The organism is Yersinia rochesterensis (assembly GCF_003600645.1).
Taxonomy (GTDB): domain Bacteria; phylum Pseudomonadota; class Gammaproteobacteria; order Enterobacterales; family Enterobacteriaceae; genus Yersinia; species Yersinia rochesterensis.
The window spans coordinates 2,947,515-2,973,410 of sequence record NZ_CP032482.1 but is presented as its reverse complement, the minus strand read 5'-3'; the positions used below and the strand labels follow the sequence as shown (position 1 = coordinate 2,973,410).

Here is a 25,896-nt window from a genome sequence, read left to right as displayed (position 1 = left end):
ATTCAAGGGGTAACTCATTCAGCTCGTGGCTGATAATAGTTAAGCATGGATAATGGTCAAATATGGATAATGTTTAAATACAGATAATGTTTAAAAGACAACGCGCCGCAAAATGGTTTCTCTCTCTGGCTTGCCTGGTCATACTGGTTTGTATGACGCAACGCATCGCCAGCTTGCACGCGCTGGAAAAAAGTCTTCTTTTGACGTCATCATCACAAGTTGTTGCCGATGCAAATGACGGCCCAACCTCTTGTGAGTTAAGTGCCAAATCCTTGCTAGCATCCCCCCCGGTTCTGTTCGAGTTAGCCATTTTCTCTCTGGGCTTATTGCTCCTGCTGTTGATCCCCATCATACCCGCCAGTATGCGGTTCCCTCCGCCCAGAGTCATATCACCCAGTGGTTTGAGAGTGCATTTGCAACTATGCATTTTCCGGGAATAGAACAGCAACTTTCTATGTTGTTGTAATTAATCTATTTTTGGAGAAAAACAATGCTCAATTTAAGCAAGACAGCTTTGTTCTGTCTGTTGCTGCTATGGATGCCAACCCTTTGGGCGGCAGATAGCGGCTGGCTGGTCAGTGCACAAAATGACCATGCCAAGGTTCGCATTCGTGCCGAGCCTTCTGCTGGCAATGAAACTCGCATGTTACTTAGCGTCCAGTTGGAAAAAGGTTGGAAAACCTATTGGCGTTCGCCGGGGGAAGGGGGCATAGCACCCACTATTGCCTGGTCGCCACCTCTCAACGCGGTGAAATGGTACTGGCCGGTACCACAACGATTTGATGTCTCTGGGATTTCTACTCAGGGATATCATGAGCAGGTCACTCTGCCGATGGTGATTTCCGGCAAGGTTCCCGACAGGTTAAGCGGAATACTGACGCTATCGACATGCAGTAATGTCTGCATTTTGACGGACTATTCCTTTAGCCTCGATTTATCCTCTGCCGTCAGTGCCGAAAATCAGCAGCAATTTGAACATGATTTTGCCCAAGCGATGGGGCAAGTGCCGATTGCCAATGCATTGACTCAGCAAATTCAAGCGGGCTTTAGTCAAGGAGAAGTGCAAATCCTTACTCAGCGTGATGAGGGTTGGCAGAAGCCGGAATTGTTCTTCGATACCCTTGACGATGTGGATCTCGGCAAGCCCGTGGTCACTGTGCAGGGCCATCAATTGTCGGTGCGGGTGCCCGCCACCGACGGCTGGGGGGAGGGAACCGGCGATTTGCGCGGTAAGCTATTGACCTTGGTGATAACCGATGGCGGGCTGGCGCAAGAGGCCACGGTGACTATCGGGCAAGCGCTGACGTTACCGCAATCCAACGCCTCATTTTGGTCTTGGGTTCTGATGGCGCTGGCGGGGGGATTAATCCTTAACCTGATGCCATGTGTACTGCCGGTATTGGCAATGAAGCTCAGTTCGATTCTGCAAACCGAGCATCAAACTCGCCGTCAGGTGCGGTGGCAGTTTTTGGCCTCATCTGCCGGAATAATCACCTCATTTTGGTTACTGGCTTTGCTGATGACTGCTTTGCGTCTGGGCAACCATGCGCTTGGCTGGGGGATTCAGTTCCAAAATCCGTGGTTTATCGGTTTTATGGTTTTAGTCACCGCACTTTTTACCGCCAATCTGTTCGGGTTATTCGAGATTCAGCTCTCTTCCTCGTTGAATTCCCGCATCGCCGCCCCGCGCGTCGAGAAGCCGGGCGTACGCGGCATGGTGGGCCACTTTGGGCAAGGCGCTTTGGCGACTTTACTGGCAACACCGTGCTCTGCTCCCTTCCTCGGCACCGCAGTGGCTTTTGCACTGGCGGCCCCGTTACCCGCGCTATGGGGGATATTTACTGCGCTCGGTGTCGGGATGAGCTTGCCGTGGTTGGCGGTGGCCGCGTGGCCCAAACTGGCATTGTGCTTACCGCGCCCCGGCCGTTGGATGAGCCACTTGCGCATCGCCATGGGAGTGCTGATGCTGGTGTCCAGTTTATGGCTACTGAACTTGATGGTCAGCCATATTGGCCTCCAAGCCGTCATTATCATCGCCGGAATAGTCTTGTTGGCGCTGCTGCTGGCGATTGGCTGGCGTTACGGCACCCGCATCGCCGCGATAGTCAGTTTAATCGCGGTGCTGATTGTCGGAGGATTGCTACTGGTTGGGTCGCTAACCGCTGATTTATGGCGCAAGCCGCTGCATGACAATATTCCGTGGCAGCCGTTAACCGAATCCGCCATTAAAAAGGCACTTGCCGAAGATAAAAGCGTGTTTGTTGATGTCACCGCAGATTGGTGTGTGACTTGCAAAGTCAACAAAATACACGTGCTGATGCGCGATGATGTGCAGCAAGCTTTGCAAGCGCCGGACGTGGTGGCGTTACGCGGAGACTGGACTCGTCCTTCTGCGGATATCACCGCATTTTTACGCGAACGCGGCAGTGTTGCCATCCCGTTCAATCAAATTTATGGGCCACAACAGCCGCAGGGAGTCGTGCTTTCTCCACTGCTGGATCGTGACGTTCTATTGAAAGTGTTGGCCGATGCTAAAGGAAATGAAAAATGAGTCTGTTGATTGTAATGAGAAAATTGACTGTATTACTGTTGGTGCTGTTTTCGACGCCTCTCTGGGCGGCGACCCCCTTCACCCCAGAACAGGAAGTCCGCGTTAAAGAGCTGATCCGCGAAACATTAATATCTAATCCAGATATCCTGGAGCAATCGGTCAACGCCTGGCAGCAGCAAGCCAATGAAGCACAGGGGCAACAACTGAGCCAGTTTATCGCCGCGAATAAACAAGCCCTGTATCAAGACCCCGGTAGCCCGCGTTTTGGCGCGACCACACCGCAACTGACTTTGGTTTCTTTCACCGACTATAATTGCCCATTCTGCAAGACATTTGACCCCTTGCTGGAGAAGCTAGTCAAAGACTACCCACAGGTGGCGGTGGTGATAAAACTATTGCCATTCAAAGGGGAAAGCTCAGTGACCAGTGCGCGATTGGCATTAACTCTGTGGCAACAACATCCTGACCAATGGATGGCTTTTCATCAGCGTTTGATGGCGAAAAAGGGCTTTCATGATGCCAGTAGTATTGCCGCCGCTCAGAAAAAAACCGGGGTGATGGCCGTGGAGGTGAGTGAGCAAAGCTTAAATGTGCTGCGTTCCAACCTGAAGCTGGCTGAGCAACTGGGTATTCAGGGCACACCGGCCACCTTGATTGGCGATCAAATGATTCCGGGAGCTATTTCTTATCAAGAACTGGAGGAGATAGTGAAACAACAATTGGCGCAGGCGGGTAAATGAAACGCTTAAAGCGCTGGGGCAAAGAGCTGCTGGTTTTATTGCTGCTGGCGGCGGTGGTTTCATTCGCCATGGATTGGCTGCGTAGCCCACAAGCACCGGCTGGCTGGCCGGATACGCGATGGCAAACTCTGGCGGGAAAGCCGGTGTCCTTGCAGGAGATGAGTCAGGAAAAACCGCTGCTTATCTATTTCTGGGCGACATGGTGCGGTGTATGCAAATTCACCACACCCAGCGTCAATCAGTTGGTGCAAGAGGGTGAAAATGTCCTGACGGTGGCGCTAAGGTCAGGAGATCCCGCGCAAGTTGAGACTTGGTTACGCAAAAAAGGCTATCAACTGCCGGTGATAAATGACCCACAAGGCCAATTATCAGCCCAGTGGCAAATTAATGTCACGCCGACAGTGGTTATCCTCTATCAAGGGAAAATGGTGCAACACACGAGCGGCTGGACCAGCTATTGGGGAATGAAACTGCGCCTATGGTTGGCCTCTTTCTAATATAATATTTTCCTCATTACTCGACTCGCCCGGTGTGATTATGCCGGGCTTTTTTCTGTCTGACACTGCCGAATGGCCGCACTCAGTCGGGTGATTCCTTGGATGATCAGCTCCGGGGAGTTGGCGGCAAAATTCAAACGTAGGCTAAATTCTCCGCTTGCTTCTTGGGTATAAAATCCTCCGCCTTTTGCGAAAGTCACGCCCGCTTGCCAGGCCAATGGCATTAATTGTGAAATAGGCGCATTTTCAGGAAGTTGCAGCCAGATAAATAACCCGCCATCCGGTATTTCAAACTGGCAACCCAGCGGCAATGTTTGTGTCAGTGCCTCGGCCATGGCATCGCGATGCTGGCGGTATAAACGGCAGGCGCGGCGCAACTGTTTGTCATAGCGCCCGACAGTCACAAAAGCATCCAGCGCCCGCTGGATGAGATTCGAACTGGTAAAACTATCAACATGCTTTAAGCACGCTAACTGCGTGTAGTGGGGTTGGTCGGCAACCAAATAACCAATGCGCATGCTGGGCAGCAGCATTTTGGAAAATGTACTGACATAGATAACCTCGCCCGGTGCCGCCAGTGAGCGCAGTGAAGGCAGTTTTTTGCCGCTGTAACGCAAGTCACCGACATAATCATCCTCAAGGATGGTGACTCTGGCGGCACGGGCTATGCGCAATAGCTGATGGCGACGGTCTTCACTCATACAGCGGCCTGTGGGGTTATTAAAATTAGGGATGCAATAGATAAGTTTGGGTTGATGTCGAGCTAACAGCGCGGGCAGGGTATCCAACTGCATGCCCTGTTGGTCACTGGGCAGAGCAACAACATTGACTTTATGCAGGCGAAACAGGGCCAGCGCTTCGGCATAGGTGGGTTCCTCCACCAACACGGTATCACCAGGGGCTAATAGTGATTGGCTCACCAGACTAATGGCGTGTTGTGAACCATTAGTTATCAGTAATTGTTCTGGCCGCGTCGGGATGCCTTGAGCAGAAAGAATGCGGCTGAGGGTATCGCGCAAGAGGTAATAGCCGCAGTAATCGCCATAACTGAATGCTTCTTCAGCATGACGCCGCAATATGGATTGCAGAATCTGGCGGAATTCATCCAGTGGAAAAATCTTCGGGCTGCCAATACCCGCTGCGAAATTGATGGTGTCTGGGGGCAGGGGAATATCGGCATAACCGTCTAGCCGCGAGGTGACGGTAGTAAAACGGTCGAGTGGGAATTCCCCTTGTAACAGCGGTAGCGGCTGGCTCGGCGGTGGCGGTAGATAGCGAACATAAGCACCACTGCCGCGTCGTTGCTGCAAAAAGCCTTTCGCTGCCAACTCGGCGTAAGCATTATCCGCCGTCAGGCGGCTGACGGATAATTCTGCTGCCAAAGCACGGGTTGACGGCAATTTATCTCCATCAGCAAAGACCCCACTGAGGATAGCTCGGCGTAGCGCTTCTTCAATTTGCAGATACAGCGGAATGTCATGTTGGCGATCTAAAGGAATATGCATGTGATAGCGCCAAAAGTGGCTCGCGTGAGAAATAATACTTTCACTATACTCAATGCCTGCAAGGCTTCAAGCAAGAAAAAGTGGCCTGTATCAATCAGCAGGAAAGTGGCTCTGGTGGCAAAAAAACGGCGGAGTAAAATCACCTTACATCAAGCAATGTTGTCAATCTAATGAGGCTGTTATGGCAATGCCGGCGGGATTATCCCCATCAGTGGCCCGTTCCTCGACGGTGAGAAGCGGTTTTTTTACCGGTAAGCGGCAAGGGTATGTGCTGGCTATTATCAGTGCCATGTTATTGGGTTTTACTGGGATTATTATCCGCATTCTCACCGTACATTATCATTTGCCGACTTCAGTTTTAGCTTTCTGGCGGGCAGGATTGGTCGCGGCAGTGCTGTTACCTATTTTATTGGTGGTCAGGCCTGAATGGGCTAAATTACGCCACGATCAGGCCAAATTCTATTTGGCTTATGGTCTGTTGCTCGCGGTATTTAATGGCTTATGGACAGAATCCGTCGCGTTAAATGGGGCATCGATATCCACTATTCTGGTGTATTGCTCGGTGGGTTTTACTGTTTTTCTTGGTTGGATTTTTTATAACGAATATATGGGGTGGCGTGAGTTAATAGTTATCGTGATCAGCCTGGTGGGTTGTTTTCTGGTCAGTGATGGGCTGAATATCACGGCGGCAAATTTTAATTTTATTGGTTTATTCATTGGGCTGGCGTCGGGAGTTGGTTACAGCTTTTATACTCTGGCCGGACGAATTGCCACTGATCGCCGTTATCCGGTGTGGAATACCATTTTGTATGTATTTGGTTTCTCAGCTATCTATCAATTGATATTTAACCAACTGCTTTTATGGTTTCCGATACAGGGGTTACAGCAGATGGTTGGCAATCTGTTTTTCTTGTCCAGAGGGGCGGAGGGTATTCAATGGTCTGGCTGGTGGCTATTATTGATTTTGGCGGCAGGGCCGACCTTACTGGGCTTTGGCCTGTTTAATTTGAGTTTGAAAACGCTGCCACTGGCGGTTGCCAGTTTGATATTAACTTTGGAGTTAATTTTCACTGCGGTGATTGCTTATTTTCTGTTGGGGGAAACCTTATCGGCGGCGCAATTACTCGGCAGCACATTGGTCTTATTGGGCGTATTAATGCTACACAGAAAAGAGAATGTGACTAATGAGATAGTGGCGCAGAATAATGCCGCTATCTCACCTTGATAATTTATTGCGCCGTTTTTCGGCGTAATGGTGTGCGCAGACGTTGAGCCAATATCACCCCTGCGAGAGTAATACCGCCGCCAATCAGGTGGTAACTGTGCAGTTGCTCATGCAAGAAAGTCACGGCGATAATGGCGGTAAACACCGGTGTCAGGTTCATAAATATTGACGCGGTGTTTGCGCCCAGCCGCATGACGCCGTGGATCCATAAATAAGGCGCAATAATAGAGGCCGGGATACCCGCAAATAATACCAACGGGATATTTTGTGTGGTTAATTGAACATCCGGTGCTAGCAGGAAATTGGGTATTAACAGCACCACGCCAAAGACAATTTGCATATAAAGTGATTGCCAGTTGGGTAACTGAATCGCCCAGCGCTTGGTTAATACTCCGTAGAGAGCATAGGAAGCCGATGCGGCGAACATCATCAACTCGCCTTTGCCAATACCTTGTTGCAGTAATTGCGCCGGGTTACCCGCGCTGACTAACCACACCAATCCCCCTAATGACAATACGCTACCCAGTGCAATCCCGATGGTAGGCGCGACTCGCAGCACCACAATACTAATAAGCACGGTGAGTAAGGGGATAAGCGAGCTAAGAATGCCCATAAACAGGGCGCTGACACTATGGGCGGCGTAATAAGCCAGGCTTTGGTATAGCACCATACCCAGCAGCCCCAAAATCATCAGTTTCCACCAATAGACGCGGATGGCCTGCCAGTTGCGGATAACACCCAGCAACAAAAATGGCGTGAGAGTCAGCAATGCCAGTACCCAGCGATAGAAGGAAATGGCGGCTGGATCGATAGCGGTGGCGGACATCTTGCTGACCACGGCATTGATTGACCAGATAATCACCGCGAAGAGGGGAAATAGCACATTCATACTTATAATTCTCATCTAACTCATATTAAGTGTAGTGTATCCTTGTCTGATTTATTCTATATACTGATAATCAGACAATCGTTGCTGTGATTAGGACAATTTACCCGCCATACTTCAAGCCGCAGGGGATAAATAACAATGACAAAAGCCAATTTCCCAGTGGTGGCGGCTATCGCGCCGCAGAATCTGTCTTTTCGCTGTGAAATATACAATGCTGATACTGAATTCCTGCCACATACCCATACTTACGGGCAATTGATATGTGTTAAGTCGGGTGTGCTGGCAATGAGTATTGGCGGCCAGCGTTTTCTGGCCCCGCCTGAATTCAGTGTTTGGGTTCCCGCCGGGGTCGAGCATTCCAGCTATAACCGCAAACCGATGCATTTTCGTGCTATTGATATCGCGCTGGAACTCTGTGATGGACTACCCACGTCAGCTTGCCTTATCAATATCAGCCCGATCTTTAATGCTATCGTGGAAAATTGCTTCTCGCGGGGTTTGTTAATGCCGGAAAGTGAACCCGATATGCGCTTAGGATCGGTGCTGATTGACCAGCTCAAAGTCTCGCCGGTGCAGTGTACTTATTTGCCAACCTCACAAGATAAGTTGTTGTCGCCCATTCTAACAGCACTGGAGCGCTGCCCATCTGACAATACCTCGCTAGCACTCTGGGCTAAACGGGTCTATACCACTGAACGCACTTTATCGCGCCGTTGCCAGCAGGAGTTGGGCATGGCGTTTAGCGAGTGGCGGCAACGATTACGCTTTTTACATGCCATTTCGCTACTGGAACAAGGGCGAACAGTGCAAAGTGTGGCACTGGATGTTGGCTATAGCTCATCCTCTGCGTTTATTGCCATGTTCCAACAAATATCAGGGACCACACCGGAGCGTTTCCGCAGAGACAATAGTGGCCTATAATGTCCCCCCTTCCTGTTTTTAGGGCAGTAAGCTGCCGGAGAACAAAGTGAAAATTCTGGTTGATGAGAATATGCCGTATGCCGATGCGCTCTTCCAGCGATTAGGTGATGTACAGGCGGTGCCGGGGCGGCCAATTCCCCTTGATGCACTCGCTGGTGCAGATGCGCTGATGGTGCGCTCGGTCACCAAAGTAAATGAGGCGCTATTGCAAGGCACGTCCATTCGCTTTGTCGGCACGGCGACCGCCGGTACTGACCATGTTGATGAAAACTGGCTACAGCAACAGGGCATTGGCTTCTCCGCAGCGCCTGGTTGTAATGCTATCGCCGTGGTTGAATATGTTTTTTCTGCGCTGATGATGATGGCTGAACGCGATGGCTTCCAGTTGCGTGATAAAACTGTCGGTATCATTGGTGTCGGTAATGTGGGATCGCGACTGAATGCTCGCCTGCAAGCTCTTGGCGTAAAAACGCTGCTGTGTGATCCTCCACGCGCGGATCGAGGCGATAAAGAGGCGTTCTGGCCACTGGAAAAACTGGTGCGCGAAGCTGACGTTCTCACTTTCCATACGCCGCTGAATAAAACTGGCCCTTATCAAAGCTTGCACATGGCGGATGATGAGCTGTTGGCGGCGTTACCGGACGGCCGCATTCTGATTAATGCTTGCCGTGGCGCGGTGGTCGATAATGCCGCATTGCTCCGTGCGCTGGAGAAAGGTAAAAAGCTCAGTGTGGTGTTGGATGTGTGGGAGCCGGAGCCAGAGTTATCTTTGCCGCTATTGGCCCGCGTTGATATTGGCACCCCGCATATTGCCGGATACACCTTAGAAGGCAAAGCGCGCGGTACCACCCAAGTGTTTGAAGCATTTAGCCAATATCTGGGTCAGCCGCAATCTGTCGAACTTGCCAGCTTGCTGCCGCCACCAGAGTTCAGCCAGTTACGATTAAATGGTGAGCTGGACGAAGGCAAATTAAAACGATTGATGCACTTGGTGTATGATGTGCGCCGCGATGATGCGCCGCTGCGCCGTGTCGCTGGTCTGCCGGGCGAGTTTGACCGCTTGCGCAAGCATTATCAGGAGCGGCGCGAATGGTCATCACTTTGCGTGCAGTGCGATGACGCTGCCAGTGCCGAGTTGCTACAGAAGTTAGGGTTTAGCACCAATACCCTTCGTCCTTGAAGCCACAGGGATGTTAGCTACGCTCACGAACCCGAATCACTTACTTATGTAAGCTCATCGGGATTCGTTCGTTTGCTGCCTACCTGCAACTCCAATGACTTTGGAGATGTCGAATTAATTCATCAGTAAATGACCATTCTGTTATTTGCATAACTCTTTGTAATTTAATGAACGTTAGTGGAGAAAACCAACATGTCTGACGGCTGGAATATTGCTCTGTTAGGAGCAACGGGCGCAGTAGGTGAAGCTTTGCTGGAGCTGTTAAGTGAGCGCCAGTTCCCGGTTGGTGAATTGTATCCGCTGGCCAGCGAGCGCAGTGCCGGTGCGACAGTGCGCTTTAATGGTAAAAGTGTACTAGTGGAAAATGTTGCAGAATTTGACTGGTCGCAGGCGCAGTTGGCTTTCTTTGTCGCTGGCCGTGAAGCTTCTGCACAATATGCGGAAGAAGCGGGGAATGCTGGCTGTCTGGTCATCGACAGCAGCGGCTTATTCGCAATGGAGCCGGATGTGCCGTTGGTGGTGCCGAGTGTGAATCCTCAAGTTTTGGCCGATTATCGTAATCGCAATATTGTGGCGGTCGCCGATAGCCTGACCAGCCAACTGTTGACCGCGATTAAACCGCTGACTGAACAGGCCGGTTTATCCCGCCTGCATGTTACCGCGCTGCTTTCGGCTTCTGCCCATGGCAAAGCTGCAGTGGATGACCTTGCAGGGCAAAGTGCTAAATTACTCAATGGTATCCCCGCCGAGCCGGGCATTTTCGCCAAGCAATTGGCATTTAACGTTTTACCGCTACTGGCGGATGAAGAGGGCAGTGTGCGCGAAGAGCGCCGCTTGGTGGATCAGGTGCGTAAAGTCTTACAAGATGACGGCTTGCCTATCTCCGTGACTTGCATCCAGTCGCCGGTATTTTATGGCCAGGCACAGGTGGTTCATCTGGAAGCGTTACGTCCGATCTCCTCAGATGAAGCTCGCAGTGAACTGGAAAGTTGCGAAGATATTCAATTATCTGAAGAAGATGATTATCCGACTCAAGTCAGTGACGCTTCTGGCAGTGATGTCTTAAGTATTGGTTGTATCCGCAATGACTATGGTATTCCCGAAGTGTTGCAGTTCTGGTCGGTGGCCGACAACATTCGTTTTGGTGGTGCATTGATGGCGATTGAAACGGCGGAGCGCCTGTTGCAGGAGCAACTATACTGATGTCCGAACTTGAGTTGACCCAGCCAGAAAGTGCCGAGGCTAAAGCTGCGGGCATTAAAATTGCGCTGGGTATTGAATACAACGGTAGCCGCTATTTTGGTTGGCAACGCCAGCAAGAAGTGACCAGCGTCCAAGCTTGCCTGGAGGCCGCGCTCTCGAAAGTCGCCAATGAGCCTATTGGCGTACTTTGTGCTGGGCGAACGGATGCTGGTGTGCACGCGACCGGGCAGGTGGTCCATTTTGTTACCACGGCTGAGCGCAAAGAAGCCGCCTGGACGATGGGTGTCAACAGTCATTTACCCCCCGATATTGCAGTTCGTTGGGTAAAAACGGTTGATGATGATTTTCACGCCCGCTTCAGTGCTACGGCTCGTCGCTACCGTTACATTATTTTTAATCATCGCTACCGCCCTGCGGTATTGGCGCAAGGGGTAACCCATTGTTATCTGCCGCTCGATGCCGAAAAAATGCAACAGGCTGCGCAAAGTTTGCTCGGCGAGCACGATTTTACCTCGTTCCGTGCCGTACAATGCCAGTCCCGTAGCCCGTGGCGAAATGTAAAACATGTCAAAGTTACCCGACATGGTGCGTATATCGTGGTAGATATCAAAGCCAACGCCTTTGTTCATCATATGGTGCGTAATATTGTCGGCAGCTTGATAGAGGTGGGTTGCGGCAATCAAGATGTCACTTGGATAGCAGAGTTGCTCGCACTGAAAGACCGAGCACGTGCAGCGGCAACCGCCAAAGCGGAAGGATTATATTTAGTCGCCGTCGACTATCCTGAACACTTTGCATTACCGAAAGCGCCGATGGGGCCACTTTTTTTAGCTGATGACTGAATCGTAGCCTTATTTTATGTCACTTTATTTTAGATAATAAGGCGAGTTTGACTGTCTGGTGAGCGGGGCTTAAGGAATCCCTAAGGAAGTTCAGCTAAACTCGCTCAATCAAAGATTAAGCTCGTTTACCTCTCGAGAATATTTATGGAATTTATACGTTTCGTTATTGATTTTATTTTGCATATTGATGTTCATCTAGCGGAGCTGGTGGCGCAGTATGGAATCTGGGTTTATGCCATTTTATTCCTGATTTTATTCTGTGAAACTGGCCTGGTAGTGACGCCATTTTTACCGGGTGACTCTCTGTTATTTGTGGCCGGAGCTTTGGCTTCCTTGCCCTCCAATGATATCAATGTCCATGTTATGGTTGCTTTGATGGTCACGGCTGCCATTCTGGGCGATGCCGTCAACTACGCCATTGGCCGGGTATTCGGTGAAAAACTATTCAGTAACCCGGACTCCAAAATTTTCCGTCGCAGTTATCTGGATAAAACGCATCAGTTTTATGAAAAACATGGTGGCAAAGCGATTATTCTGGCGCGATTTGTCCCGATTATTCGTACTTTTGCGCCGTTTGTCGCGGGTATGGGGAAAATGTCCTATCGTCACTTTGCCGCTTATAACGTGATTGGGGCATTAGTATGGGTGCTGTTATTCACCTATGCTGGCTATTGGTTTGGTAACATGCCGTTTGTTCAGGAAAATCTGAAATTACTGATTGTCGCCATTATTGTGGTGTCAATTTTACCCGGCGTATTTGAGGTCTGGCGCCATCGGCGTGCGAGTTCTCGGCAGAAAAATCAGTAAAAACGTTACCTGAGCCGTGGGTTCGACCAGTTTTTTATCTACACTGTCGAGCCAATATGGTTTAATGAGTAACATTTATGGTCTGTTCCTGTAGATAATCCGAGTTTAGTGCCAGTTTAGTGCCTTGGTTACAGCTACATTGTACCGGCCTATAACATGGGTATTTTTATTGGTTTTTTTCAGGAAGATGGTTAAAGCACGCACAGCGGACTGGCAATAGCCAGGTTCAAACAGAAAGGTCATCGATGAGCTGGATTGAACGAATTCTTAACAAAAGCAATATCACACAAACCCGTAAAGCGAGTATTCCTGAAGGGGTGTGGACAAAATGCGACAGTTGCGGTCAGGTACTTTATCGTGCCGAGTTAGAGCGCAATCTGGAAGTGTGTCCTAAGTGTGATCACCACATGCGAATGTCCGCCCGCGCGCGGTTACATATGCTGTTGGATGCTGGCAGTGAAGTCGAATTGGGTAGCGAACTGGAGCCGAAGGATATCCTGAAATTCAGGGATTCCAAAAAGTATAAAGATCGCCTCTCTGCTGCACAAAAAGAGACAGGCGAGAAAGATGCTTTGGTTGCTATGAAAGGAACCTTGCAAGGGATGCCTATTGTGGCGGTTTCATTTGAATTTGCCTTCATGGGCGGTTCAATGGCGTCAGTGGTAGGTGCTCGCTTTGTTCGCGCAGTAGAAAAAGCGCTGGAAGATAATTGTCCACTGGTGTGTTTCTCTTCCAGTGGCGGTGCCCGTATGCAGGAAGCATTGATGTCTCTGATGCAGATGGCAAAAACCAGTGCTGCTCTGGCGAAAATGCAAGAGCGCGGTTTGCCATATATATCAGTGCTGACTGACCCGACCATGGGCGGTGTTTCCGCTAGTCTGGCGATGTTGGGTGATATCAATATTGCTGAACCGAAAGCATTGATCGGTTTTGCTGGCCCTCGGGTTATCGAACAAACTGTTCGTGAAAAACTGCCACCGGGTTTCCAACGCAGTGAATTCTTAATTGAAAAAGGCGCTATCGACATGATAGTTCGCCGTCCGGTTATGCGTCAGACGCTAGCCAGCATCTTGTCGAAATTGACTCATCAGCCGCAGCCAAGCGTGGTTGAAGCCAAGGCTGATGCAGCGGTGACTAATAATCAGGCTGATGCCTGATTAACTGAACGGGCATCACCCTGATAAGGTGGTGCCCGATTATTGTGCATTATCGTTGCTTGAGCTTTATCGCTTTAAAAAAGAAAATATTTACCCAAAATAATTCGAGTTGCAGGATGGCGGCAATTGAGTGATAACTTGGTTGTAAACCATGCTGAATATCGCTTACGCCGGCTCGCAGGGTGAGTCTCATGAGAGGCTCAGAATCTCGATGAATTGACACCAGTCAATGATTCGGGTGAATGAAAGCAGCCAACGCACATGCAGCTTGAAGTAGGATGGCTATAAAGGTCAGTGGTGGGACTCATGGACAACAATCAAATTCCCCAAGCCACGTCGCCTTTGGTCGCGTGGCTTTACTATCTTGAACGTTTGCATTCTCAGCCAATCGAGCTGGGGCTGGAGCGTGTTAAACAGGTTGCTGAGCGTCTGGATTTGCTTAAACCTGCCCCTAAAGTATTTACCGTTGCCGGTACTAATGGCAAAGGCACCACCTGCTGTACCTTGGAATCCATTTTACTGGCAGCGGGCCTGCGGGTCGGGGTATATAGCTCACCCCATCTTCTGCGTTATACCGAGCGCGTTCGTATTCAGGGGCAAGAGCTATCTGAGGCCGAACATAGCCATTCTTTTGCCAAAATTGAAGCCGGACGCCAAGATATATCATTGACTTACTTCGAGTTCGGTACCTTATCTGCATTGCAACTGTTTAAGCAGGCTAAGCTTGATGTGGTCATTCTCGAAGTGGGCTTAGGTGGGCGTTTGGATGCAACTAATATTGTTGATTCGGATGTTGCCGCCATCACCAGCATTGCAATAGACCATACTGACTGGCTGGGGTTTGATCGTGACAGCATTGGCCGGGAAAAAGCCGGTGTATTCCGTGCGGGTAAACCCGCGGTGGTAGGCGAACCTGATATGCCACAGTCTATTGCAGATGTTGCTGCAAAACTCGGTGCGCACTTGTATCAGCGGGATATCGCCTGGCAATTCAGTCAGCAAGAAAAAAGCTGGAAATGGCACTGCGATGGTCACCAATGGAGCGAGTTACCGTTGCCGAATGTGCCGCTAGCCAATGCTGCGACTGCGTTGGCAGTATTGCATTATTCCGGATTGTCATTGAGCGAAGAGGTGATTCGCCAGGGGTTGCAGGCCGCCAGTTTACCTGGGCGTTTTCAGATAGTCAGTGAGCAGCCACTGTTGATTTTGGATGTGGCTCATAATCCGCACGCAGCACGTTATTTGACTGATAAACTGGCTAAATTGCCCAAACAGGGCAAAGTGCGCGCGGTAGTCGGGATGTTATCGGATAAAGATATTGGTGGTACGTTGGCATGCTTATCTGAGCAAGTTGATGAATGGTACTGCGCGCCGCTGGAAGGGCCGCGTGGAGCCAGTGCGGAGCAATTAGCCGAGTATTTGGCACAATCACGCCAGTTTAGTGATGTCGAAACTGCCTGGCGACAAGCTGTGCAGGATGCAGAACCACAGGATGTGGTCATTGTCTGTGGCTCTTTCCATACAGTTGCTCACGTCATGGCAGCGTTGAATTTGTAACAGCTTGAATTGATAAAGCATTGAGGGGCGAGTGAGTGGCAAGTAAGTTCCAGAACCGTTTAGTTGGGACCATAATTTTGGTGGCTTTGGGCGTGATTGTGCTGCCGGGGTTGCTGGATGGTAAAAAGAAGCATTATGAGGATGAGTTTGCTGCCATTCCATTAGTGCCAAAACCCGGTGATAGCCAGGAGATTGATGCGGTTCCGCCGATCAATCAGCCTCTACCTATTGCGCCGCCGGAAGGCGCAGCGCAAGCTGTGGAAGTCCCTAAAGATGATTTCGCCTCTCAGGCCGCTAATGATGCCGGTAATTTGCCATCTGAACCGACTATCGTGGCACCGCCACCGCTACAAAGTAAGCCGGTTGAAGTGAAACCGGTCGAGAAAAAACCGGCTGAGGTTAAACCAGTAGAAAGTAAGCCAGTTGAGGTTAAGCCAGTTCCAGTCGAGAAAAAACCGCAGGAAGTTAAGCCAAAATCTGAGGTTAAACCGGAAACTCAGCCGGAAAGCAAACCGGTCACGGAAGAAAAAGCACCCGTAGGGCAGGCTTATGTTGTCCAACTGGGGGCATTGAAAAATGCGGCCAAAGTGAATGAAATTGTTGCGACACTGCGCTTGTCAGGCCATCGGGCATTTACAGTGCCAGCAACGCCGGTTCAGGGCCAGATTACCCGCGTCTTCGTGGGGCCGGATGCGTCAAAGCAAAAGCTACAATCGGCCTTGCCAGAACTTAATTCATTAAGTGGTCTGAATGGGCAGGTTAAGCCTTATGGCACGGGGCGCTAAAGTTTGAATAAAGGTTAAAAACATCAGGGTGTTCAGGGTTTTTAACGCTAAGTTTGTGCGGTGATTGTTGTTTTTAAAATCGCCGCACTTTAATTTGTCGCCGGTCATAATTCCTCTACGCAAACGTTTTCTTTTTCTGTTAGAATTCGCCGCGAACAGGATGCAGCGGCGATTTCGTCATTGGAATAGTCATGGTCTGGATTGATTACGTCATTATAGGGATTATCGGATTTTCTGCTTTAGTCAGCTTAATCCGGGGTTTTGTCCGTGAAGCATTGTCACTTGTTACATGGGGATGTGCGTTTTTTGTTGCCAGTCATTTTTACACTTACCTTGCTGTCTACTTCACTCGTTTTGAGGACGAAGTGGTTCGCAACGGAATTGCTATCGGCATTTTGTTCATCGCGACATTGATCGTCGGGGCTATTGTTAACTATGTGATTAGTTCGCTGGTTGAACGTACGGGATTATCAGGAACTGACAGAGTGCTGGGGATCTGTTTTGGGGCGCTGAGAGGCGTTCTGATTGTCTCTGCCATGTTGTTCTTTCTGGATACGTTTACCGGTTTCTCACAGAGTGTTGACTGGAAGCAGTCGCAATTAATCCCGCAGTTCAGTTATATCATCAGGTGGTTTTTTGACTATCTGCAGAGCACGTCGAGTTTCTTACCGAATCAATTACCGATTCGGAGCGGCTTATGAGGAAAAGACAACATGTGCGGTATTGTCGGTATCGCCGGTTTTGCACCGGTAAACCAGTCGATTTATGATGCGCTGACGGTGCTTCAGCACCGAGGCCAGGATGCTGCGGGCATCGTTACCATTGATGCCCATAATGGGTTCCGGCTGCGTAAAGCGAACGGCTTGGTGAAGGATGTATTTGAAACCCGGCATATGCTGCGCTTACAGGGGAACATGGGGATTGGTCATGTTCGTTACCCAACGGCAGGCAGTTCCAGTGCTTCCGAGGCTCAGCCTTTCTATGTTAACTCACCGTTTGGCATCACTTTGGCTCATAACGGTAATCTGACTAACGCTCACCAGTTGAGAAAAAAATTATTCGAAGTTTCTCGCCGTCATGTGAATACCACTTCTGACTCAGAAATTCTGCTGAATATTTTTGCCAGTGAATTGGACCGTTTCCAGCACTATCCGTTGGAGTCTGACAACATTTTTGCCGCTGTTGCTGCTACGCATCAGTTGATTCGTGGTGCCTATGCTTGTGTCGCGATGATTATCGGCCACGGCATGGTTGCTTTCCGTGATCCTAACGGTATTCGTCCACTGGTTATTGGCAGACGGACTCTTGCTGATGGCCGTAATGAATATATGGTCGCTTCTGAAAGTGTGGCGCTGGATACCCTTGGTTTCGAGTTTTTGCGTGATGTGGCACCGGGCGAAGCAGTGTATATCACCGAAAAAGGCCAGTTGTTCACCCGCCAGTGTGCGGAAAATCCAAAATACAATCCGTGCTTGTTTGAGTATGTTTATTTTGCCCGCCCAGACTCCTTTATGGATAAAATTTCTGTTTACAGTGCGCGCGTGCGCATGGGTCAGAAATTAGGTGCAAAAATTGCCAAACAGTGGGAAGACCTGGATATCGATGTTGTCATTCCTATCCCGGAAACTTCCTGTGATATCGCGCTGGAAATCGCCCGAATTCTGGATAAACCGTACCGCCAGGGGTTTGTGAAAAACCGTTATGTTGGCCGTACCTTTATCATGCCGGGCCAACAGGAACGCCGTAAATCAGTGCGCCGTAAACTGAATGCTAACCGCGCAGAATTTCGTGGTAAGAATGTATTATTGGTGGATGACTCGATTGTGCGCGGTACCACATCGGAACAAATTGTCGAAATGGCGCGTGAAGCTGGGGCAAATAAAGTGTATTTCGCCTCTGCCGCCCCGGAGATTCGTTTCCCGAATGTGTATGGTATCGATATGCCAAGTGCCAATGAGTTAATCGCACATGGTCGTGAAGTCGACGAGATTCGCCAGCTAATTGGCGCAGATGCACTGATTTTCCAAGATCTTACTGACCTTATCGAGGCTGTACGCGAAGATAACCCAGATATCACTCAGTTTGAGTGCTCAGTCTTTAATGGCGTTTACGTCACTAAAGATGTGGATCAAAGCTATCTGGAATATCTGGAGTCGTTACGCAACGATGATGCGCAAGCATTGCGTAATCATAACGAAGCGGAAAACCTGGAAATGCATAACGAGGGTTAACACCCTAAGTTACGCCAGTTTATGGCAGAGAATATGTTGCCGTAGCTGAAAAACAGAGTGTGAATCAAAAAGGTGCAACCAGCGTTCAAGCGCGGTGCACCTTTTTTTATGTAAGATAGCTTAGTGCCATAACTTGCTAATCAGTACCTGATGCGGCAAAGTTTGGCCTTATTCGGTTATGCTGCACATAATTATTAAGCGGCTTTAGTGTGAGGTGGTTTTCCATGAAACGACTTATTATTGGCATCAGTGGTGCCAGCGGCGCCATTTATGGTGTTCGCCTGTTACAGGTGTTGCAACAGGTCGAGGGCGTGGAAACTCACTTGATTCTCAGCAATGCGGCGCGCCAGACGCTAGCGCTTGAAACGGAGCTTAGTGTTAAGGATGTGCAGGCGTTTGCGGATGTAGTACACGATTCTCGTGATATCGCCGCATGTATCTCATCGGGGTCATTCAAGACCAGTGGCATGGTTATTTTACCTTGTTCAATCAAAACGTTATCTGGTATTGCCCATAGTTATACCGATGGCTTATTGACTCGCGCAGCTGATGTTATATTGAAAGAGCGCCGCCCACTGGTGTTGTGTGTGCGTGAAACCCCCCTGCATTTAGGCCATCTGCGGCTGATGGTACAGGCTGCTGAATTGGGCGCGGTCATTATGCCGCCGATGCCTGCGTTTTATCACCGTCCGGAAACCATCGAAGATATTATTGATCAGACCGTTAACCGGGTTATTGATCAATTTGATATCGAGCTACCTAAAGATCTATTCATTCGCTGGCAAGGTGCCAATTAACATTTCTCCCTAAATTGATACATTTGTGCAACATCGCACTGAAATGGGGCGCATTATGCACCACAATAATGCTGTTTCAGAATGTGCACAGTTGCATAGATTGCGTATTCAGTTTTTGTCTACGACCCTATGCCCATACTGAGTGGTTTTTATGCCAATAAAGCAGTGATGGAATCAGCTTTCTCTCCTGATAATTACTGGCACGATTACTGCACATCGATTTATGGAAACTTATTGTTAGGGACGCTAAGGGTTGTAGATAAAACTAACGTACTTTGGGCATCAAAAATCAATTTGAGGATTATGTATGAATAAGAAGATTTTGGTTCTGCCTTTAATATTAGCATTGGCTGCTGCCAGCAGTGCTTTTGCTGCTATTCCTAAAGATATCAAAATTGGTACAGACCCAACGTATGCTCCTTTTGAATCGAAAAATGCCAGTGGTGAATTGGTAGGTTTTGATATTGATATAGCAAAAGAGCTATGCAACCGTATTGATACCAAATGTACTTTTGTTGAAAGTGATTTTGATGCACTGATTCCCTCGCTGAAAGCTAAAAAAATTGATGCGATTATTTCTTCACTCTCTATTACTGAAAAACGCCAAAAAGAGATTGCCTTCACCGACAAACTTTTCGCGGCTAATGCCCGTTTAATCGCCCCGAAAGGCAGTAAAGTTGAACCCACTTTGGTTGCTTTGAAAGGTAAGCGTGTTGGGGTATTACAAGGTTCTACTCAAGAAGCATTTGCCAATGCTGAGTGGCAGCCAAAAGGTATTGATGTTGTTGCCTATCAAAATCAGGATCTAATCTATTCAGACTTGAGTTCTGGCCGCATTGATGCCGCTTTCCAGGATGAAGTCGCAGGTAATGAAGGTTTCCTCAAACAAGAAGCAGGTAAAGATTATGCTTTCGCTGGCCCGTCAGTCAAAAATGATCAATTCTTTGGCATCGGTACCGGTATGGGATTGCGTAAAGATGATGTGGAACTGAAAGCGGCATTGGATAAAGCCTTTGCAGAAATGCGCAAAGATGGCACCTACGATAAACTCGCGAAAAAATATTTCGATTTTGATGTTTACGGTGGTTAATTCCGCTGGATGAAATAACCCTTGCCCTAATTTGGGCAGGGGTTGTTATTGGGCTATGAACTCAAAGTCATTAACCAGACTCCTTACTCAGTAAAATAGGATAACCCAGATGCTGGATGGATATTCCAAACTGATATTTGAAGGTGCGCTGGTGACGCTGGAGTTGGCACTGTGTTCAGTGCTGCTGTCAGTGATTATCGGCTTAATAGGTGCCGGTGGGAAATTATCGTCAAATCGCCTTTTATCAGGCTTATTTGAGTGTTACACCACGCTGATCCGCGGTGTACCTGATTTAGTTTTAATGCTGCTGATTTTCTACGGATTGCAGATACTCCTAAATAGCATTACTGAATCTCTCGGTTTCGAACAAATTAATATTGACCCTCTTTCAGCTGGGATTATCACCCTTGGTTTTATCTACGGAGCTTATTTCACTGAAACTTTCCGTGGCGCTTATATGGCGGTTCCGGCTGGTCAAATTGAAGCAGCAAGAGCATTTGGTTTATCCTCTAGCCAGATTTTCCGCAGAATTATGTTCCCTGCCATGATGCGCTACGCACTACCAGGTATCGGTAATAACTGGCAAGTGATCCTTAAGGCGACGGCATTGGTCTCTATTTTAGGGCTGAATGATGTGGTCAAAGCTACACAGTTAGCAGGAAAAGGTACTTATCAGCCGTTCTTCTTCGCATTGGTGGCTGGTGTGGTTTATCTGATTTTTACCACCATCTCGAATGGTGTTTTACTGTGGTTGGAACGGCGCTATTCCCACGGAGTGAAGAGGGCCGAACTATGATAGAAATCCTACATCAATATTGGCAAGCCCTGCTTTGGAGTGATGGCTATCGATTTACCGGCATGGCCGTTACCCTGTGGCTATTAATTAGCTCTGTCGTGATGGGTGGGTTACTGGCAATTCCGTTGGCAGTAGCTCGGGTAGCCGAGCGGCGCTGGATTCGCTTACCGGTATGGATCTTTACTTATATTTTTCGTGGTACGCCATTATATGTGCAATTACTGATATTTTATTCTGGAATGTACAGCTTAGAGATAGTCCGAGGTAACGATCTACTTAATGCCTTTTTTCGCAGCGGGCTGAATTGCACTATTTTGGCACTAACACTCAATACCTGTGCTTATACCACGGAGATCTTCGCGGGCGCGATTCGTTCGGTGCCACATGGCGAAATAGAGGCTGCCAGAGCCTATGGTTTCTCACGCTTTAAAATGTATCGCTGTATTATTTTACCTTCCGCACTGCGTATTGCTTTACCAGCCTACAGTAATGAAGTTATTTTAATGCTGCATTCTACCGCGTTGGCTTTTACCGCCACGGTGCCAGATATACTGAAAATAGCGCGTGATATTAACGCTGCGACATATCAGCCGTTTTATGCTTTTGGTATTGCTGCCGTACTTTATCTGATTATCTCCTTTACGCTAATTAGCCTGTTCCGCCAAGCAGAGAAACGTTGGCTGGCACATATAAAACCTCAGGCATCGCATTAAGTACGGAGAAACTTATGACTGACACATTAAAAACTATGACTGACACACTAAAACCTAAAATAGCTGAAACTAAACTGTCTGTGACCGAATTGCATAAGCATTATGGGGAACATGAGGTGTTAAAAGGCGTTTCACTCTCAGCCAAAGCGGGGGACGTTATTTCTATTATTGGTTCGTCCGGATCGGGGAAAAGTACCTTTTTACGTTGTATCAACTTCCTGGAAAAACCCAGCGAAGGGTCGATCAGTGTCAATAATCAAGATATTCGACTGGTGCGCGATAAAGACGGACAACTAAAAGTTTTTGATAAGAAAGAGCTACAATTACTTCGCACGCGTCTGACGATGGTATTCCAGCATTTCAATTTATGGAGCCATATGACGGTGTTGGAAAATGTGATGGAAGCCCCTGTTCAAGTATTAGGGTTAAGTAAATCAGTGGCTAAAGAGCGAGCGATTCGCTATTTGGATAAAGTCGGGATTGATGAGCGTGCGCGTGCTAAATATCCGGTACATCTTTCTGGAGGCCAGCAGCAACGTGTTTCCATTGCCCGGGCATTGGCGATGGAGCCTGATGTACTCTTATTTGATGAGCCAACCTCCGCATTAGATCCTGAATTGGTTGGTGAGGTTTTGCGAATTATGCAAAAACTGGCAGAAGAGGGGAAAACCATGGTGGTGGTGACCCATGAAATGGAGTTTGCCCGTCACGTTTCCAGCCATGTTATCTTCCTGCACAAAGGTGTCATTGAAGAAGAAGGCCCGCCAGCCGAGCTTTTTGGTAACCCTAAAAGCCCTCGTTTGCAGCAATTCCTTTCTGGTGCATTGAAGTAAATAAGGGTTGGGCGGGATAGTTATTTTATCTATCCCGCGTTAATTCAATTAGGCGATTGGTTTATTCAGGACATTACGCAGGGCTTCTTCTAACTCAAAATAGCGGAAAGCAAAACCGGCTTCTTCTAAGCGCTTAGGTATCGCCCGCTGCCCACCTAATACCAAAGCTGCAGATTCTCCTAGTAACAAGCGAATAGCTGCCGCAGGGGTGCGAATAACCGCTGGGCGGTCTAGCACTTCAGCCAAAGTGGCAATAAATTGTTCATTATGTACCGGATAAGGGGAAACCATATTGAATGGGCCGTTAAGTCCATTGGTCGTCAGTAAATAATAAATACCATGAACCATGTCATCAATATGTATCCATGGCAGATATTGACGACCATCACCGATCGGGCCTCCTAGACCAAGGCGTAATAGCGGCACCATTTTTGCTAACGCGCCGCCATGGGGGGCCAACACAATACCGGTACGCAGCAGGCAAACCCTTGTGTGACTGCTTTCAGCTGCCCGAGCAAGGTTTTCCCAACGTTCACATAACATATGGGTAAATTCATTCTGCGGTGTTTCATCTTCGGTGACCACCGCTTGCCCCTGATCGCCATAAAATCCGACCGCAGATCCTGAAATAAACACGGCTGGCGGCTGACTGCTAGCCTTAATTAATGTCGTCAGTTTTTCGGTTATCTGCCAACGGCTTTGACACAAAACCTCTTTCTGTTGTGGTGTCCAACGTTTTTCAGCAATAGGCTCGCCCGCGAGATTAATGACGGCATCAAAATCATTAAGGTCATGTTGGTCATTTAACGTTGACCAACAGGTGGCTTGTGAGCCAAGCACTTTATTTGCTCGTTGAGGATCACGGGTTAGTGCTGTTATTTGATGAGCTTGCGACAAAAGGAATGTGGTCAGACTGCGCCCGATGAGCCCTGTAGCTCCAGTGATTAAAATACGCATAGCCAATCTCCGTTTTATACCCTTCTTACTTGATACCTACCTGCAATTCCAAATTCTTTGGGGATAGCGGCAGTCTGGTTTCTTTTCAGCATAGGTTATCTCGCACTCTTCTCCTACGACACTGAGCACACCCTGAGTGAAATTTTTAACAAAATAAAAAAATAACTAAATAAATTCCCCAATCGAACCGATTAATATAGTTATTACCCAGTTAGTTGTCGAGCCATCGGCGTTATGTGCCTTATGGTTTCTGACCGCTAACAATGGTTATAAGGCATTTCGGTGACTTTAAGGCTGAATTCGCGATTTTCTGCTAGAGTCAATATACTCATCGGAATGAAAAAGAGGCCATTAGCCTCTGTCGTTTTGTCATGTTGGATAGTTTTATAAATAAAATTTGAGTATTTCATAAAAATTGACAGTGGCTTATAAATCCTCCGGCTGAGGTCAGGCTGCTGCCTTATTATTGTCCCTACACTTTTCAGGTGCGCATGAAGCTAAACATTGAAGTTAATTGTTCTTATGTATGTGAACCTATATATAAACAAGACGGTAGCTTATTAGCCGTCGAGCTATTAAGCCGATTTTCAGCCAAATCGGTAGATTTGCCCATTGATGTTGAAAATTTTATTAATAAATTAGATATCAATGGAAAGACCGACTTATTCCAGGATCAATTATGTGCTGTGAGAGCCTATAGCGAGTGGTTTATCACGCATAATGTCCTGCTTTCAATTAATATCGATTTTGACTTAGCGAGTGTTATTGTTACTGATGAGCCAACTCGCCGAATGCTTGATGAACTGCCTTTCCTACGACTGGAAATTATGGAGACATTCTCCAATTTATCCGATGGAATGAATAACCCACTGTTACGCGATTTGGCTGAGCGATATCCACTATGGCTAGATGACCTAGGTAGCGGAGGGTGTACCTTAAATGCAGTGACTGCTAATATTTTCGAATATGTGAAAATTGATAAGCATTTCTTCTGGCAGCACAATAAGCACACTTTCCCGATATTGATCAATAATATTAAGAAATATTGTCTCGGGGTGATTGTGGTTGGCGTAGAAAATGAGGATGAGTCGGAGCAACTCAAAGGCAGTAATATTGATGCAATGCAAGGGTACTTATTCAATCAGTTGACGCTGGATGAGTTGGTATCGCAGCCTTCTCTATAACGATTTCCCCCCATTTAATCCCGTACAACGCTGACAGTATTTTTTCATGTCGGCATTGTTTTTTACAATAACTGCTTTTTACGATAAAAGTTTTTTACGATAAAATTTTCTTATGGTGGATAGTGGCTTTTCTCGGATTAATCTGACTGATTGGATGATAGAATGAAGTCTTATTGAGTTCTCATTATGTATCTCGGTGGCCGGTGCCACTTGATTTACTGAGAGTAGACCTAAGAGAAGACGATATCATGAAGTTAATGTTTGCTTCTGATCTGCATGGGTCGCTATCGGCCACTGAAAAAGTTCTGGAGATATTTGACCGCAGTGGCGCGCAATGGCTGGTGTTATTGGGTGATTTACTCAACCATGGGCCACGGAATGCGTTACCGACGGGTTATCAACCCGCTGCGGTCGCAGAATGTCTTAATCCCTATAAAAACAAGATTATTGCTGTACGCGGTAATTGCGACAGTGAAGTCGATCAAATGTTATTGCAATTCCCTATTATGGCCAGCTGGCAGCAGATTATAATGCCAGAAACACGTTTATTTTTGACTCATGGCCACCTTTATCATCCGGGCGCGCTTCCTCCGTTGCGTAAAGGGGATGTCTTAGTCTATGGTCATACTCATCTACCACAGGCGGAATGGCAAGATGACGTCATATGCTTTAATCCCGGCTCAGTTAGTATCCCGAAAGGGGGATATCCGGCGAGTTATGGCATGCTTGATGAGGGGGTTTTACAGGTTCTGACCCTACAAAATGATGAGCCAGTCATCCAGTTGGCACTAAAAACCATATAATATAATGAGTTGAAAACTCTTTGTTAACAATTGCGCGCGTATAATCGCGCCCAGATAGAAGGTTTCAGAGGATGGTGGAGCAAAATCCAGCAGCAGTCATCGAGTGGGTTGATATTGTTGATGAGCAAAATGAAGTTATTGCTCAATCCAGTCGTCAACAAATGAGAGCTCAACGACTACGCCATCGTGCTACCTATATTGTGGTGCACGACGGAATGGGAAAAATACTGGTACAACGCCGTACTGAGAGCAAAGATTTTTATCCCGGAAAACTGGACGCGACGGCCGGTGGCGTGGTGCAAAGTGGTGAAAACTACCTTGAATCTGCTCGGCGCGAGGCGGAAGAAGAGTTAGGTATTGCAGGAGTGCCTTTCGCTGAGCATGGCCAGTTCTACTTTGAAGAAGAGCACTGCCGCGTATGGGGGGCCTTGTTTAGCTGTGTTTCTCATGGCCCATTTGCATTGCAGGCTGAAGAAATAGATGAAGTCCGTTGGATGCAGCCAGAAGAAATCACTGCACGCTGCGACGAATTCACACCGGACTCTCTGAAAGCCTTATCTCTGTGGCTAACCCGTAATAATGAACAAGATTACGGTAAAATAACACCGCGCGAAGATTAATTCCTATCAGCCA

The 25,896-nt window shown here is 48.1% G+C and carries 26 protein-coding genes; 23 read left to right on the top strand and 3 right to left on the bottom strand.

The window, feature by feature from the left end; genetic code table 11:
* The first annotated feature begins 86 nt into the window (after nt 1-86).
* The 4 genes from DXZ79_RS20985 to DXZ79_RS13785 are packed head-to-tail and all read left to right on the top strand — an operon-like array spanning nt 87 to nt 3,788.
* Nucleotides 87-440, top strand: coding sequence for a hypothetical protein (locus DXZ79_RS20985; protein WP_038631742.1), 354 nt, complete (start codon nt 87-89; stop codon nt 438-440).
* Nucleotides 441-490: 50 nt separating this feature from the next.
* Nucleotides 491-2,551 carry a protein-disulfide reductase DsbD family protein gene (locus tag DXZ79_RS13795; protein WP_120011338.1) on the top strand — a complete coding sequence of 687 codons (2,061 nt, stop codon included), beginning with the start codon at nt 491-493 and terminating at the stop codon, nt 2,549-2,551.
* 14 nt (nt 2,552-2,565) lie between these two features.
* Complete coding sequence (locus tag DXZ79_RS13790) at nt 2,566-3,291, top strand: DsbA family protein (RefSeq protein WP_038639406.1); 726 nt, start codon at nt 2,566-2,568, stop codon at nt 3,289-3,291.
* Nucleotides 3,288-3,788 (top strand): protein disulfide oxidoreductase, encoded by a 501-nt coding sequence (locus tag DXZ79_RS13785; RefSeq protein ID WP_038631746.1) that lies wholly within the window; start codon nt 3,288-3,290, stop codon nt 3,786-3,788. The genes DXZ79_RS13790 and DXZ79_RS13785 overlap by 4 nt, the downstream gene beginning before the upstream one ends.
* A gap of 38 nt (nt 3,789-3,826) precedes the next feature.
* On the opposite strand, the gene pdxR is transcribed toward DXZ79_RS13785, so the two are convergent.
* Nucleotides 3,827-5,293: a MocR-like pyridoxine biosynthesis transcription factor PdxR gene (gene pdxR, locus DXZ79_RS13780; protein WP_038631748.1), complete on the bottom strand. Its 1,467-nt coding sequence runs from the start codon at nt 5,291-5,293 to the stop codon at nt 3,827-3,829.
* A 181-nt stretch (nt 5,294-5,474) separates the two neighbouring features.
* Between pdxR and DXZ79_RS13775 the strand changes: the two genes are divergently transcribed.
* Complete coding sequence (locus DXZ79_RS13775; RefSeq protein ID WP_050291333.1) at nt 5,475-6,518, top strand: DMT family transporter; 1,044 nt, start codon at nt 5,475-5,477, stop codon at nt 6,516-6,518.
* A 4-nt stretch (nt 6,519-6,522) separates the two neighbouring features.
* Here the strand turns inward: DXZ79_RS13775 and DXZ79_RS13770 are convergent, their stop codons facing one another.
* Entirely contained in the window at nt 6,523-7,407 is an 885-nt protein-coding gene (locus tag DXZ79_RS13770; protein WP_038631752.1) for a DMT family transporter, read from the bottom strand.
* 138 nt (nt 7,408-7,545) lie between these two features.
* On the opposite strand from DXZ79_RS13770, the gene DXZ79_RS13765 reads away from it, so the two are divergent.
* The 15 genes from DXZ79_RS13765 to hisP all read left to right on the top strand — a co-directional run bounded on the left by DXZ79_RS13765 (nt 7,546) and on the right by hisP (nt 22,319).
* Entirely contained in the window at nt 7,546-8,328 is a 783-nt protein-coding gene (locus DXZ79_RS13765) for an AraC family transcriptional regulator (protein WP_038631754.1), read from the top strand.
* 46 nt (nt 8,329-8,374) lie between these two features.
* The gene (gene pdxB / locus DXZ79_RS13760; RefSeq protein WP_120011337.1) at nt 8,375-9,508 is read left to right on the top strand and encodes a 4-phosphoerythronate dehydrogenase PdxB; all 1,134 of its coding nucleotides are present in this window, start codon (nt 8,375-8,377) and stop codon (nt 9,506-9,508) included.
* A 192-nt stretch (nt 9,509-9,700) separates the two neighbouring features.
* Entirely contained in the window at nt 9,701-10,711 is a 1,011-nt protein-coding gene (locus DXZ79_RS13755) for an aspartate-semialdehyde dehydrogenase (protein WP_032820321.1), read from the top strand.
* Nucleotides 10,711-11,553 (top strand): tRNA pseudouridine(38-40) synthase TruA, encoded by an 843-nt coding sequence (gene truA, locus DXZ79_RS13750; RefSeq protein ID WP_042562393.1) that lies wholly within the window; start codon nt 10,711-10,713, stop codon nt 11,551-11,553. The genes DXZ79_RS13755 and truA overlap by 1 nt, the downstream gene beginning before the upstream one ends.
* 144 nt (nt 11,554-11,697) lie before the next feature.
* Nucleotides 11,698-12,360, top strand: coding sequence for a DedA family protein (locus DXZ79_RS13745; RefSeq protein ID WP_038631759.1), 663 nt, complete (start codon nt 11,698-11,700; stop codon nt 12,358-12,360).
* 245 nt (nt 12,361-12,605) lie between these two features.
* Complete coding sequence (gene accD / locus DXZ79_RS13740) at nt 12,606-13,517, top strand: acetyl-CoA carboxylase, carboxyltransferase subunit beta (protein WP_038631762.1); 912 nt, start codon at nt 12,606-12,608, stop codon at nt 13,515-13,517.
* 306 nt (nt 13,518-13,823) lie between these two features.
* Nucleotides 13,824-15,074 carry a bifunctional tetrahydrofolate synthase/dihydrofolate synthase gene (folC, locus tag DXZ79_RS13730; protein WP_120011336.1) on the top strand — a complete coding sequence of 417 codons (1,251 nt, stop codon included), beginning with the start codon at nt 13,824-13,826 and terminating at the stop codon, nt 15,072-15,074.
* 35 nt (nt 15,075-15,109) lie between these two features.
* Nucleotides 15,110-15,859: a cell division protein DedD gene (gene dedD / locus DXZ79_RS13725; RefSeq protein ID WP_038631767.1), complete on the top strand. Its 750-nt coding sequence runs from the start codon at nt 15,110-15,112 to the stop codon at nt 15,857-15,859.
* Nucleotides 15,860-16,050: 191 nt separating this feature from the next.
* A complete protein-coding gene (gene cvpA, locus DXZ79_RS13720; protein ID WP_004391612.1) occupies nt 16,051-16,560 on the top strand; it encodes a colicin V production protein in 510 nt (169 codons plus the stop codon).
* 12 nt (nt 16,561-16,572) lie between these two features.
* Nucleotides 16,573-18,090: an amidophosphoribosyltransferase gene (purF, locus tag DXZ79_RS13715; protein WP_038631770.1), complete on the top strand. Its 1,518-nt coding sequence runs from the start codon at nt 16,573-16,575 to the stop codon at nt 18,088-18,090.
* Between the two features lie 224 nt (nt 18,091-18,314).
* Nucleotides 18,315-18,887 (top strand): UbiX family flavin prenyltransferase, encoded by a 573-nt coding sequence (locus tag DXZ79_RS13710; RefSeq protein ID WP_038631773.1) that lies wholly within the window; start codon nt 18,315-18,317, stop codon nt 18,885-18,887.
* 307 nt (nt 18,888-19,194) lie between these two features.
* Nucleotides 19,195-19,977 carry a lysine/arginine/ornithine ABC transporter substrate-binding protein ArgT gene (gene argT / locus DXZ79_RS13705; RefSeq protein WP_038631776.1) on the top strand — a complete coding sequence of 261 codons (783 nt, stop codon included), beginning with the start codon at nt 19,195-19,197 and terminating at the stop codon, nt 19,975-19,977.
* Between the two features lie 109 nt (nt 19,978-20,086).
* Nucleotides 20,087-20,773, top strand: a complete 687-nt coding sequence (locus DXZ79_RS13700; RefSeq protein WP_038631778.1) for a histidine ABC transporter permease HisQ — start codon at nt 20,087-20,089, stop codon at nt 20,771-20,773.
* On the top strand, nt 20,770-21,486 hold the full coding sequence (locus tag DXZ79_RS13695; protein WP_032820323.1) for an ABC transporter permease: 717 nt from the start codon (nt 20,770-20,772) through the stop codon (nt 21,484-21,486). The genes DXZ79_RS13700 and DXZ79_RS13695 overlap by 4 nt, the downstream gene beginning before the upstream one ends.
* 35 nt (nt 21,487-21,521) lie before the next feature.
* Nucleotides 21,522-22,319 carry a histidine ABC transporter ATP-binding protein HisP gene (hisP, locus tag DXZ79_RS13690; RefSeq protein ID WP_120011634.1) on the top strand — a complete coding sequence of 266 codons (798 nt, stop codon included), beginning with the start codon at nt 21,522-21,524 and terminating at the stop codon, nt 22,317-22,319.
* 48 nt (nt 22,320-22,367) lie between these two features.
* Here hisP and DXZ79_RS13685 read toward each other — a convergent pair whose 3' ends face one another.
* A complete protein-coding gene (locus DXZ79_RS13685; RefSeq protein ID WP_120011335.1) occupies nt 22,368-23,276 on the bottom strand; it encodes a TIGR01777 family oxidoreductase in 909 nt (302 codons plus the stop codon).
* Nucleotides 23,277-23,767: 491 nt separating this feature from the next.
* Between DXZ79_RS13685 and DXZ79_RS13680 the strand changes: the two genes are divergently transcribed.
* The 3 genes from DXZ79_RS13680 (at nt 23,768) to yfcD (ending at nt 25,883) form a co-directional block, all read left to right on the top strand.
* Nucleotides 23,768-24,460: an EAL domain-containing protein gene (locus DXZ79_RS13680; RefSeq protein WP_038631783.1), complete on the top strand. Its 693-nt coding sequence runs from the start codon at nt 23,768-23,770 to the stop codon at nt 24,458-24,460.
* 248 nt (nt 24,461-24,708) lie between these two features.
* Nucleotides 24,709-25,263 (top strand): phosphodiesterase, encoded by a 555-nt coding sequence (gene yfcE, locus DXZ79_RS13675; RefSeq protein ID WP_038631786.1) that lies wholly within the window; start codon nt 24,709-24,711, stop codon nt 25,261-25,263.
* Between the two features lie 71 nt (nt 25,264-25,334).
* Nucleotides 25,335-25,883, top strand: a complete 549-nt coding sequence (gene yfcD / locus DXZ79_RS13670) for an NUDIX hydrolase YfcD (RefSeq protein WP_038631788.1) — start codon at nt 25,335-25,337, stop codon at nt 25,881-25,883.
* The last annotated feature ends 13 nt before the right edge of the window (nt 25,884-25,896 follow it).

What these genes read in the sequence shown, in the direction of transcription:
- cvpA (WP_004391612.1), top strand. Translation starts at nt 16,051, where the DNA reads ATGGTCTGGATTGATTACGTCATTATAGGGATTATCGGATTTTCTGCT.
- hisP (WP_120011634.1), top strand. Translation starts at nt 21,522, where the DNA reads ATGACTGACACACTAAAACCTAAAATAGCTGAAACTAAACTGTCTGTG.
- folC (WP_120011336.1), top strand. Translation starts at nt 13,824, where the DNA reads ATGGACAACAATCAAATTCCCCAAGCCACGTCGCCTTTGGTCGCGTGG.
- accD (WP_038631762.1), top strand. Translation starts at nt 12,606, where the DNA reads ATGAGCTGGATTGAACGAATTCTTAACAAAAGCAATATCACACAAACC.
- DXZ79_RS13765 (WP_038631754.1), top strand. Translation starts at nt 7,546, where the DNA reads ATGACAAAAGCCAATTTCCCAGTGGTGGCGGCTATCGCGCCGCAGAAT.
- DXZ79_RS13710 (WP_038631773.1), top strand. Translation starts at nt 18,315, where the DNA reads ATGAAACGACTTATTATTGGCATCAGTGGTGCCAGCGGCGCCATTTAT.
- truA (WP_042562393.1), top strand. Translation starts at nt 10,711, where the DNA reads ATGTCCGAACTTGAGTTGACCCAGCCAGAAAGTGCCGAGGCTAAAGCT.
- DXZ79_RS13795 (WP_120011338.1), top strand. Translation starts at nt 491, where the DNA reads ATGCTCAATTTAAGCAAGACAGCTTTGTTCTGTCTGTTGCTGCTATGG.
- DXZ79_RS13700 (WP_038631778.1), top strand. Translation starts at nt 20,087, where the DNA reads ATGCTGGATGGATATTCCAAACTGATATTTGAAGGTGCGCTGGTGACG.
- DXZ79_RS13790 (WP_038639406.1), top strand. Translation starts at nt 2,566, where the DNA reads ATGAGAAAATTGACTGTATTACTGTTGGTGCTGTTTTCGACGCCTCTC.
- yfcE (WP_038631786.1), top strand. Translation starts at nt 24,709, where the DNA reads ATGAAGTTAATGTTTGCTTCTGATCTGCATGGGTCGCTATCGGCCACT.
- DXZ79_RS13755 (WP_032820321.1), top strand. Translation starts at nt 9,701, where the DNA reads ATGTCTGACGGCTGGAATATTGCTCTGTTAGGAGCAACGGGCGCAGTA.
- DXZ79_RS13685 (WP_120011335.1), bottom strand. Translation starts at nt 23,276, where the DNA reads ATGCGTATTTTAATCACTGGAGCTACAGGGCTCATCGGGCGCAGTCTG.
- DXZ79_RS13745 (WP_038631759.1), top strand. Translation starts at nt 11,698, where the DNA reads ATGGAATTTATACGTTTCGTTATTGATTTTATTTTGCATATTGATGTT.
- DXZ79_RS13770 (WP_038631752.1), bottom strand. Translation starts at nt 7,407, where the DNA reads ATGAATGTGCTATTTCCCCTCTTCGCGGTGATTATCTGGTCAATCAAT.
- DXZ79_RS20985 (WP_038631742.1), top strand. Translation starts at nt 87, where the DNA reads ATGTTTAAAAGACAACGCGCCGCAAAATGGTTTCTCTCTCTGGCTTGC.
- DXZ79_RS13680 (WP_038631783.1), top strand. Translation starts at nt 23,768, where the DNA reads ATGAAGCTAAACATTGAAGTTAATTGTTCTTATGTATGTGAACCTATA.
- DXZ79_RS13785 (WP_038631746.1), top strand. Translation starts at nt 3,288, where the DNA reads ATGAAACGCTTAAAGCGCTGGGGCAAAGAGCTGCTGGTTTTATTGCTG.
- yfcD (WP_038631788.1), top strand. Translation starts at nt 25,335, where the DNA reads ATGGTGGAGCAAAATCCAGCAGCAGTCATCGAGTGGGTTGATATTGTT.
- purF (WP_038631770.1), top strand. Translation starts at nt 16,573, where the DNA reads ATGTGCGGTATTGTCGGTATCGCCGGTTTTGCACCGGTAAACCAGTCG.
- DXZ79_RS13775 (WP_050291333.1), top strand. Translation starts at nt 5,475, where the DNA reads ATGGCAATGCCGGCGGGATTATCCCCATCAGTGGCCCGTTCCTCGACG.
- pdxR (WP_038631748.1), bottom strand. Translation starts at nt 5,293, where the DNA reads ATGCATATTCCTTTAGATCGCCAACATGACATTCCGCTGTATCTGCAA.
- argT (WP_038631776.1), top strand. Translation starts at nt 19,195, where the DNA reads ATGAATAAGAAGATTTTGGTTCTGCCTTTAATATTAGCATTGGCTGCT.
- DXZ79_RS13695 (WP_032820323.1), top strand. Translation starts at nt 20,770, where the DNA reads ATGATAGAAATCCTACATCAATATTGGCAAGCCCTGCTTTGGAGTGAT.